The sequence below is a fragment of the Streptomyces sp. NPDC002795 genome (genome assembly GCF_042888725.1).
Lineage (GTDB): Bacteria > Actinomycetota > Actinomycetes > Streptomycetales > Streptomycetaceae > Streptomyces.
On record NZ_JBIAQB010000007.1, the window covers coordinates 517,196 to 525,492 of the forward strand.

At 71.6% G+C, this 8,297-nt stretch carries 8 protein-coding genes and 1 rRNA gene; 2 read left to right on the forward strand and 7 right to left on the reverse strand.

Annotated elements, in window-relative coordinates:
- Positions 1-31 precede the first annotated feature (31 nt).
- Positions 32-379, forward strand: a complete 348-nt coding sequence (locus ACFYWS_RS23740; protein WP_389279782.1) for an SCP2 sterol-binding domain-containing protein — start codon at positions 32-34, stop codon at positions 377-379.
- Here ACFYWS_RS23740 and ACFYWS_RS23745 read toward each other — a convergent pair.
- From ACFYWS_RS23745 to ACFYWS_RS23760, 4 genes are all read right to left on the reverse strand, one after another.
- A complete protein-coding gene (locus ACFYWS_RS23745; protein ID WP_389279784.1) occupies positions 363-1,220 on the reverse strand; it encodes an ABC transporter ATP-binding protein in 858 nt (285 codons plus the stop codon). The two genes, ACFYWS_RS23740 and ACFYWS_RS23745, sit on opposite strands and share 17 nt — an antisense overlap.
- The gene (locus ACFYWS_RS23750; protein ID WP_389279786.1) at positions 1,217-2,296 is read right to left on the reverse strand and encodes a FecCD family ABC transporter permease; all 1,080 of its coding nucleotides are present in this window, start codon (positions 2,294-2,296) and stop codon (positions 1,217-1,219) included. The genes ACFYWS_RS23745 and ACFYWS_RS23750 overlap by 4 nt, the downstream gene beginning before the upstream one ends.
- Positions 2,293-3,339 (reverse strand): FecCD family ABC transporter permease, encoded by a 1,047-nt coding sequence (locus ACFYWS_RS23755; protein ID WP_389279788.1) that lies wholly within the window; start codon positions 3,337-3,339, stop codon positions 2,293-2,295. Before ACFYWS_RS23755 ends, ACFYWS_RS23750 begins: the two co-directional genes overlap by 4 nt.
- Positions 3,340-3,811: 472 nt before the next feature.
- The gene (locus ACFYWS_RS23760) at positions 3,812-4,879 is read right to left on the reverse strand and encodes an HAD hydrolase-like protein (protein WP_389279790.1); all 1,068 of its coding nucleotides are present in this window, start codon (positions 4,877-4,879) and stop codon (positions 3,812-3,814) included.
- A 72-nt stretch (positions 4,880-4,951) separates the two neighbouring features.
- On the opposite strand from ACFYWS_RS23760, the gene ACFYWS_RS23765 reads away from it, so the two are divergent.
- Entirely contained in the window at positions 4,952-6,253 is a 1,302-nt protein-coding gene (locus ACFYWS_RS23765) for a DUF1015 family protein (RefSeq protein ID WP_389279792.1), read from the forward strand.
- Positions 6,254-6,327: 74 nt separating this feature from the next.
- Here the strand turns inward: ACFYWS_RS23765 and ACFYWS_RS23770 are convergent, their stop codons facing one another.
- The 3 genes from ACFYWS_RS23770 to rrf all read right to left on the reverse strand — a co-directional run.
- Entirely contained in the window at positions 6,328-7,053 is a 726-nt protein-coding gene (locus tag ACFYWS_RS23770) for a tetratricopeptide repeat protein (protein WP_389279835.1), read from the reverse strand.
- The gene (locus tag ACFYWS_RS23775; protein WP_389279837.1) at positions 6,954-7,913 is read right to left on the reverse strand and encodes a hypothetical protein; all 960 of its coding nucleotides are present in this window, start codon (positions 7,911-7,913) and stop codon (positions 6,954-6,956) included. Before ACFYWS_RS23775 ends, ACFYWS_RS23770 begins: the two co-directional genes overlap by 100 nt.
- Before the next feature lie 291 nt (positions 7,914-8,204).
- A 5S ribosomal RNA gene (rrf, locus tag ACFYWS_RS23780) occupies positions 8,205-8,297 on the reverse strand; the annotation flags it as partial.

Here is an 8,297-nt window from a genome sequence, read left to right on the forward strand (position 1 = left end):
ACCCCGAAGCGCCGGTGTACCGTCGATCACGATGGCGACGATCGAGGAGTGCCGGGCGGCGCTCGACAAACTCTCGGACAACATGGCGGGGGCCGACGGGGACGTGGGCGCGGCCGCGGCCCTGGACCGCTCGCTGAGCTGCCGCATCACCGACCTCGACGTGACGTTTTCCGGCCGGCTCAAGGACGGCCGGATCGAGGTCCTCGACACCCGGCAGGGGCCGCCTGCCGAGAAGGCGCAGATCCGGCTCGCGATGGCCGGGGACGACCTGGTGGCGATGGTCGACGGCGAGCTGAACTTCGCGAAGGCGTGGGCCGCGGGACGCGTCAGGCTGGAGGCCTCGTTCCGCGATCTGCTGCGGCTCAGGACGCTGCTGTAGCGATCTCCTTGCGGCGCGCGTGCCGCGCGGCCGGCACGACCAGCGGGGTCCCCGTCTCCGGGTCGTCGATGACCTGGCACTTCATGCCGAAGAGCCGCTCGACGAGTTCGGCGGTGACGATGTCCTTGGGCGCGCCCTCCGCGATCACCTCGCCCTCGCGCAGGGCGATGAGGTGGGTGGCGTAGCGGGCCGCGTGGTTGAGGTCGTGCAGGACGGCGACGAGCGTGCGCCCCTGCTCCTCGTGCAGCTCGGCGCAGAGGTCGAGGACGTCGATCTGGTGCTGGATGTCGAGGTACGTCGTCGGCTCGTCGAGCAGCAGCAGCGGTGTCTGCTGGGCGAGCGCCATCGCGATCCACACCCGCTGGCGCTGGCCGCCGGAGAGCTCGTCGACGTACCGCTCGGCGAGCTCGACGACGCCGGTGGAGCTCATCGACTCCTGGACGATCCGCTCGTCGTCGCCCGACCACTGGCGCAGCAGCCCCTGGTGCGGGTAGCGGCCGCGGGCCACGAGGTCGCCGACGGTGATGCCGTCGGGCGCCACCGACGCCTGCGGCAGCAGGCCGAGCGTCTTGGCGACCTTCTTGGCGGGCATCGACTGGATGACGCTGCCGTCGAGCAGGACGCGGCCCGCGCTCGGCTTGAGCATCCGCGACAGGGCGCGCAGCAACGTGGACTTGCCGCAGGCGTTCGGGCCGACGATCACCGTGAAGGAGTTGTCGGGGATCTCCACCGACAGCTTCTCGGCGATGACACGCTGGTCGTATCCGAGGGTCACGTCGTCGGCTATCAGCCTGTTCACTGCGGTGCTCCTTTGGTTCGTACGAGAGGTGCGCTCGCTCATATCCGGCCCGCCTTGCGTTCGGTGACGAGCAACCACAGCAGATAGACGCCGCCGACGACGCCGGTGACCACGCCGACGGGCAGCTGGTCGGCGCCGAACGCCCGCTGCGAGACCAGGTCGGCGACGATCAGCAGGGCCGCGCCCAGGATCGTCGACGCCGCCAGGTTCGGCCCCGGCGACTTGGTCAGCCGCCTGGCGATCTGCGGGGCGGTGAGCGCCACGAAGGTGACCGGGCCCGCGGCCGCGGTGGCGGCGGCCGTCAGGACGACGGAGGCCGTGAGCAGCAGCAGCCGGGTCCGCTCGACACGCACGCCGAGGCCGCCCGCCGCGTCGTCGCCCATCTCCAGCATCCGCAGCGGACGCGCGTACGCGGCAACGAGCGGGATCAGCACGACGAACATGATCAGCAGCGGCCAGACCTGGGTCCAGTCGCGGCCGTTGAGCGAGCCGGTCATCCACACGGTGGCGCGGGCGGCGTCCACGAAGTCGGCCTTCGTGAGCAGATAGCCGTTGATCGCGGTCACGAACGCGGAGACGCCGATGCCGACGAGGACGAGCCGGTAGCCGTGCACGCCCCGCTTCCAGGCGAGGACATAGATCGCGACCCCGGTGACGAGCCCGCCGACGAGCGCGCCGAGGGCGACCTGCGTGGCACTGCCCCCGAAGATCACGATCATCACGAGCGCGCCCGCCGTCGAGCCCTGCCCGAGGCCGAGCACATCGGGGCTGCCCAGCGGGTTGCGGGAGACGGACTGGAAGAGCGCGCCGGACAGACCGAGCGCGGCGCCTACCAGGAGGCCGACGAGGACCCGCGGGAGGCGCAGGTCGTTGATGATGAATTCCTGGCCGGCGTCGCCGTTGCCCACGAGGGTGCGCAGCACGTCGGGGACCGGGATCGGGAAGTCGCCGGTGCCGATGAGGAAGACGCTCGCGGCGAGCGCCGCCACGAGGAGCACGGCGACGACGAGGAGCGAGCGGACGTCGAGCCGGACGGAGAGGCCGCCCGGGGTGCGTATCGCCTTGGTCCCGGGCTTCTTGGTCCCGGACTTATTGGTACCGGTCTCGGTCGCGTTCACAGCTGGGCCATCCTTCGGCGACGTACGAGCACGATGAAGACCGGCGCGCCGATGACGGCCGTGACGATGCCGACCTGGAGCTCGGACGGGCGGGCCACGAGCCGGCCGATGACGTCGGCGCCGAGCAGCAGCACGGGCGAGAGGACCGCCGCGTACGGCATGATCCAGCGCATGTCGGGCCCGGTGAACGAGCGGACCATGTGCGGCACCATGAGGCCGACGAAGGCGATCGGGCCGCAGGCGGCGGTGGCCGCGCCGCACAGCAGCGTCGCGGCGATCATGCTCAGGGCGCGGGTGCGGCCGAGGTGGGCGCCGAGCGCGCGGGCGGTGTCGTCGCCCATGGCCATGGCGTTGAGCGGGCGGGAGAGCAGCAGTGCGAGGACGGCGCCGACGGCGATGAACGGCCACACCTGCTCGATGGTGTTCATCGTGGACGTGGCCAGCGAGCCGACCTGCCAGAACCGCATCCGGTTGAGGGCCATGTCGTCGGTGATCATCACCGCGTAGAGATAGCCGGAGAGAGCCGCGTTGATCGCGGTACCGGCGAGCGCGAGCCGCACGGGCGTCGCGTTGCGAGTGCCGCCGAGCGCGTAGACGAGGACGCCCACGGCGGCGGCGCCCGCGAAGGCGAACCACACGTAGCCGGTGAGCGAGGTGACCCCGAAGAAGCTGATGGCGGAGACGACGGCGGCCGACGCGCCCATGTTGATGCCGAGGATGCCGGGGTCGGCGAGGGGGTTGCGGGTCAGCGCCTGGAGGACGGCGCCGGCGAGACCGAGCGCGATTCCGGCCAGCAGGCCGAGCAGGGTGCGTGAGATCCGCTCACCGACGACCACGTCCGCGTAGTTCCCGGTGTCCTGGAACAGGCCGTGCCAGACCTGGTCCAAGGAGAGCGGTTTGGCGCCCACGGCGATGCTCGCCACAAGGACGGCCACCAGCACCAGGACAGACGCGAGCAGCCCGACGGTGCGTATCGCCGCACGACGGTCGGGGGGCGCGGGAGCGGTCACCGCGCTGGCTTCGGGAGGACTGTCGACCAACACCAGGTTAGGTTAGCCTACCCTGCAGTTTTCCCACATCCCCGCCCTGATCCCCCGCCCACCAGAAACGGCTTCCCGCCCCCGCGTAGGCCGTTGGGCAACCCGCCGCCAAGCACGGCACCCTCGCCCCGGGCGATCCGCCACCGAGCACGGCACCCTCGCCCTGGGCAATCTGCCGCCGAGCACGGCACCCTCGCCCTGGGCGATCCGCCGCCGAGCACGGCACCCTCGCCCTGGGCGATCCGCCACCGAGCACGGCACCCTCGCCCCGGGTGATCCGCCGCCGAACACCGCACCCCTCGCCCCGGGCAACCCGCCACCGACCACGGCCCCCTCGCCTTGGGCAATCTGCCGCCAAGGGCGGCAGGGTGGGCAAGGCGGCCCCCGGTGCGGGGCGAGCACACTTCAGGCCCCGGCCCCGGCCCCAGCACGGCGCCCGTACACCGCCCCCTCGTACCCGCGGAGCGCGCACGTACTACAGCCCCAACCGTGCCACCGCCTTCCCCATCTCCAACTCGCACACACCCTCCCCAGCCACACTCCACGCCGCCCCGCACAACGCCCGCAACCCGTCGACCGCCTCGCCGTCCCCCTCAAGCCGCAACTCCCCGTCCCCGGCGAGCGCGGTCCACCCCCCGCACCGGAACCCACCGTCACCACCCTGGACTTCCTCGACCTCCGGCTGCCCGGCGAGCATGCCCCGAAGATCCACGTCCACATACGTGGGCCGATGCTGCGGCGGCGCCGCGAGCAGCTGCGCCGCATCGGTGACCCCGGTCAGCACGAGCAGCGAATCCACGTCCCCGTTGAACGCCCCCTCGATGTCCGTGTCCAGCCGGTCCCCCACCACCAGCGGGGACTTCGCACCGGTCCGCAGAACCGTCTCCCGGTGCATCGGCGGCAACGGCTTCCCCGCGACCCGCGGCTCCGCACCCGTCGCGATCCGGACGACCTCCACCGCCGCCCCGTTCCCCGGCGCGATGCCACGCGCACTCGGAATCGTCAGATCGGTATTGGACGCGAACCACGGCACCCCGCGCGCGATGGCATAGCAGGCCTCCGCGAACCGCCCCCACGCCATGTCCGGGCCCCCGTACCCCTGCGCCACGGCGGCCGGGTCCTCGTCGGCGGAGTCCACCGGCACGAGCCCGCGCTCCCGCAGGGCCACCCGCAGGCCCTCGCCCCCGATCACCAAGACCCGCGCCCCTTCGGGCACTTGCTCACTGATGAGCCGCGCGACGGCCTGCGCCGACGTGATGACATCGGCGGCCCCGGTGGGAATCCCGAGCTCGGTCAGATGCTCGGCCACGGCATCCGGCGTGCGCAGCGCGTTGTTCGTGACATACGCGAGCCCCATCCCGCCCCCGCGCGCCACGGCCAGCGACTCGACGGCATGCGCGATGGCCTGCCCGCCCGCGTACACGACCCCGTCGAGATCGAGCAGCGCCGTGTCGTACGCCTCGCTCAACGCCCGCGCACTGCCACCGGGCCGCACCCGGGCCCCGCCGTCGGCCGTCCCGCTCGCACTGTGGCCCTGGCTCATTCCGCATCTCTCCTCGCTCGATCCCACTGCCCCGATCATCCCCCACGGCACTGACACTCGTACGATGCGGGGATGAACCCTGCAGGTCGCACGGCACAGTCGGGCAGCAACGGCCTGGATCTGATCCCGTTCAGGGGCGTCCGCTACGTCCCCGAACAGGTCGGCAGCCTCGCCGCCGTGACCTCGCCCCCGTACGACGTAGTCGTACGGCCGGACGGTCTGCTCCACCTGGAGAACGCGGACCCGCACAACATCGTCCGCCTGATCCTGCCGCAGGCCGTGGAGCCCCGGACCCGCAACGATCTGGCGGCCGCCACCCTGCACCGCTGGCTCGCCGAGGGCGTCCTCGCCCCGGACGCCGAACCCGCCTTCTACGTATACGAGCAGCGAAACGGCGACATGCTGCAGCGCGGCATCATCGGCGCCCTCCACCTCTCCGAGGCCTCAGAAGGTGTGGTCCTGCCCCACGAGGACGTCATGCCACATGTGGTCGAGGACCGGGCAGGCCTGATGCGCACGACAGCCGCGAACCTCGAACCGCTCCTGCTGACCTACCGGGGCAACGGCAACGCGACCGGTGCCACCGCCGTCATCGAGCGCACCGTCCAGCGCACCCCGCTCCTCGCCACGACCACCGAGGACGGCTACAGCCACCGCCTCTGGGCACTCACGGACCCCGCCGAGCAGCACCAGGTCCGGGACAGCCTCGCTGCCCACCAGGCACTGATCGCGGACGGCCACCACCGCTGGGCCACCTACCTGCGCCTGCGCTCCGAACACGCGTCGGCGCGCCGCACCCCCTGGGACTACGGTCTGGTCCTCCTGGTCGACACGGCCCGCTACCCCCTCCAGGTCCGCGCCATCCACCGCCTCCTCGGCCGCCTCCCCCTCGACCGGGCACTGGCGGCGGCCCGCCCCCACTTCCGCGTACGCGAGGTCACGGGCCCGCTCCCGCACGCCATGGAGGCCCTGGCGCAGGCGGCGTCCCACAGCAACGCCTTCCTCCTCACCGGCACCAAGGACACGTACCACCTCCTGGACCGCCCCGACCCGGCGCTCCTGGACCGTACGATCCCGGCCGACCGCCCCGAGGCCTGGCGCACCCTCGACGCCACGGTGCTGCACTCCACGCTCCTCGGCGACGTCTGGGGCATCCCGGAGGACTCCCCCGCCGACGTCACGTACATCCACGCCACACAGGCGACGGTCGACAAGGCGCGCCGCGACGGCGGCACGGCGGTCCTGATGCACCCGGTCCGCGAGGAGGTCGTCCGCGAGCTGGCCCGCCAGGGCGTGACGATGCCCCGCAAGTCCACGTCCTTCGGCCCCAAGCCGGCCACGGGCCTGGTGCTGCGCACACTGACGGACGACTGAGAATCAACTCAGCAGAACGACGAACGGGCGGGCTCCCTCGGAGGAAGCCCGCCCGTTCGTCATCTCACGCTGCTCTACCGCTCGTCGCCCTCAGGCGCCGGAGCACCGTCTTCGGCACTGTCGTCAAAGGCGTCCACGAACTCGACGCCGTCCAGCTCGGCGAGCCGGTCGGACGCGTCCGTGCTGCCTTCCTTGTCGGACTCGAGGGCCTTGGCGAACCACTCCCGCGCCTCCTCCTCGCGCCCGGCCTCCAGCAGTGCGTCGGCGTACGCGTAGCGCAGGCGCGCGGTCCACGGCTGCGTGGCGTTCGAGGCGAGCTCGGGGCTCTGCAGCGTCACGATGGCGGCGTCCAGCTGCCCCATGTCCCGCCGCGCGCCGGCGGCCACGAGCCGCATCTCGACCTGCCCGGCCTTGTCGAGCTTCGCCACCTCGGGGGTACCGGCCATGTCCAGCGCCTTCTCGGGACGCCCGAGACCACGCTCGCAGTCGGCCATGAGCGGCCACAGCTCCGCGCTCCCGGTCATCCGCCGCGCGGCCCGGAACTCGGCGAGCGCCTCGCTGTACTTCTGGGTCCCGTACGCGGCGAACCCGGCGGCCTCCCGCACGGCAGCGACCCGCGACGCGAGACGCAGCGCGATCCTGGAGTACGCGTACGCGGCCTCCGGGTCCTCGTCGATCAGCCGGGCCACCATCACGAGGTTCATCGCGACGTCCTCGGCGAGCCCCCTCGGCAGGGACTGAAGCTCCTGCTGCACGCTCTTGTCGAGCTCGCCGCCGGAGACATCCTCCGGAATCGGCAGCCGCTTGATCGGCTCACGGTCCCGCTCCCGATCATCCCGGAACCGCGACCCACCCTGCCGGTCATCCCGCCCACGGGGGCCCCCGGGACGCCCACCCCGGTCATCACGCCGGAAGCCACCACCGCGATTGTCATCACGCCGGTCATCCCGACGCGGCCCACGATCACGATCCCGGTCACCGTACGAACGGTCATCGCGCCGATCGTCCCGCCGGAAGCCACCGCCACGGTTGTCGTCACGCCGGTCATCCCGACGCGGCCCACGATCACGATCCCGGTCATCGCGACGGAAGCCACCACCGCGATTGTCATCACGACGGTCGTCACGGCGGAAGCCGCCACCGCGGTTGTCGTCACGCCGGTCATCGCGACGCGGCGCACGATCACGGTCATCGCGACGGTCGTCACGGCGGAAGCCACCGCCACGGTTGTCATCACGCCGATCGTCACGACGCGGACCACGATCACGGTCATCGCGACGGTCGTCCCGCCGGAAGCCACCACCGCGATTGTCATCACGCCGGTCATCGCGACGCGGCGCACGGTCGCGGTCGTCACGGCGGTCGTCCCGCCGGAAACCGCCTGCACCGCGGTTGTCGTCACGCCGATCGTCACGACGCGGTCCACGATCACGGTCATCGCGGCGGTCGTCCCGCCGGAAGCCACCAGCGCGATTGTCATCACGCCGATCGTCACGACGCGGACCATGGTCACGGTTGTCGTCACGCCGGTCATCGCGACGCGGGCCACGGTCGCGGTCGTCACGGCGGTCGTCCCGCCGGAAACCGCCACCGCCACGGTTGTCGTCACGCCGGTCATCCCGACGCGGCCCACGATCACGGTCATCGCGACGGTCGTCACGGCGGAAGGGGGGACGTTCCCGGTCACCATCCCGACGGTCCGAACGCGGAGCACCGCTGTTGCCGCGGAACCCGCCCCGGTCCCCCCGGTCACCACTGTCCCGTCGGCGCTGATCGCGCTCCGGTCGCTCATCGGGAGAGTTGGTGGCCATCGGTTGACTCCTGTCTTCGGTACCGCAGTCATTCTCGCGCAACCGGGGTGCCGGCGCGCTCCGAGAAGAGCTCTGGAAATACAAAAAGGACCCTTTGGTCCCAGCACGTGTGCCGGGACCAAAGGGTCCTCTCAAAAATAGTTCGGCGGCGTCCTACTCTCCCACAGGGTCCCCCCTGCAGTACCATCGGCGCTATGAGGCTTAGCTTCCGGGTTCGGAATGTAACCGGGCGT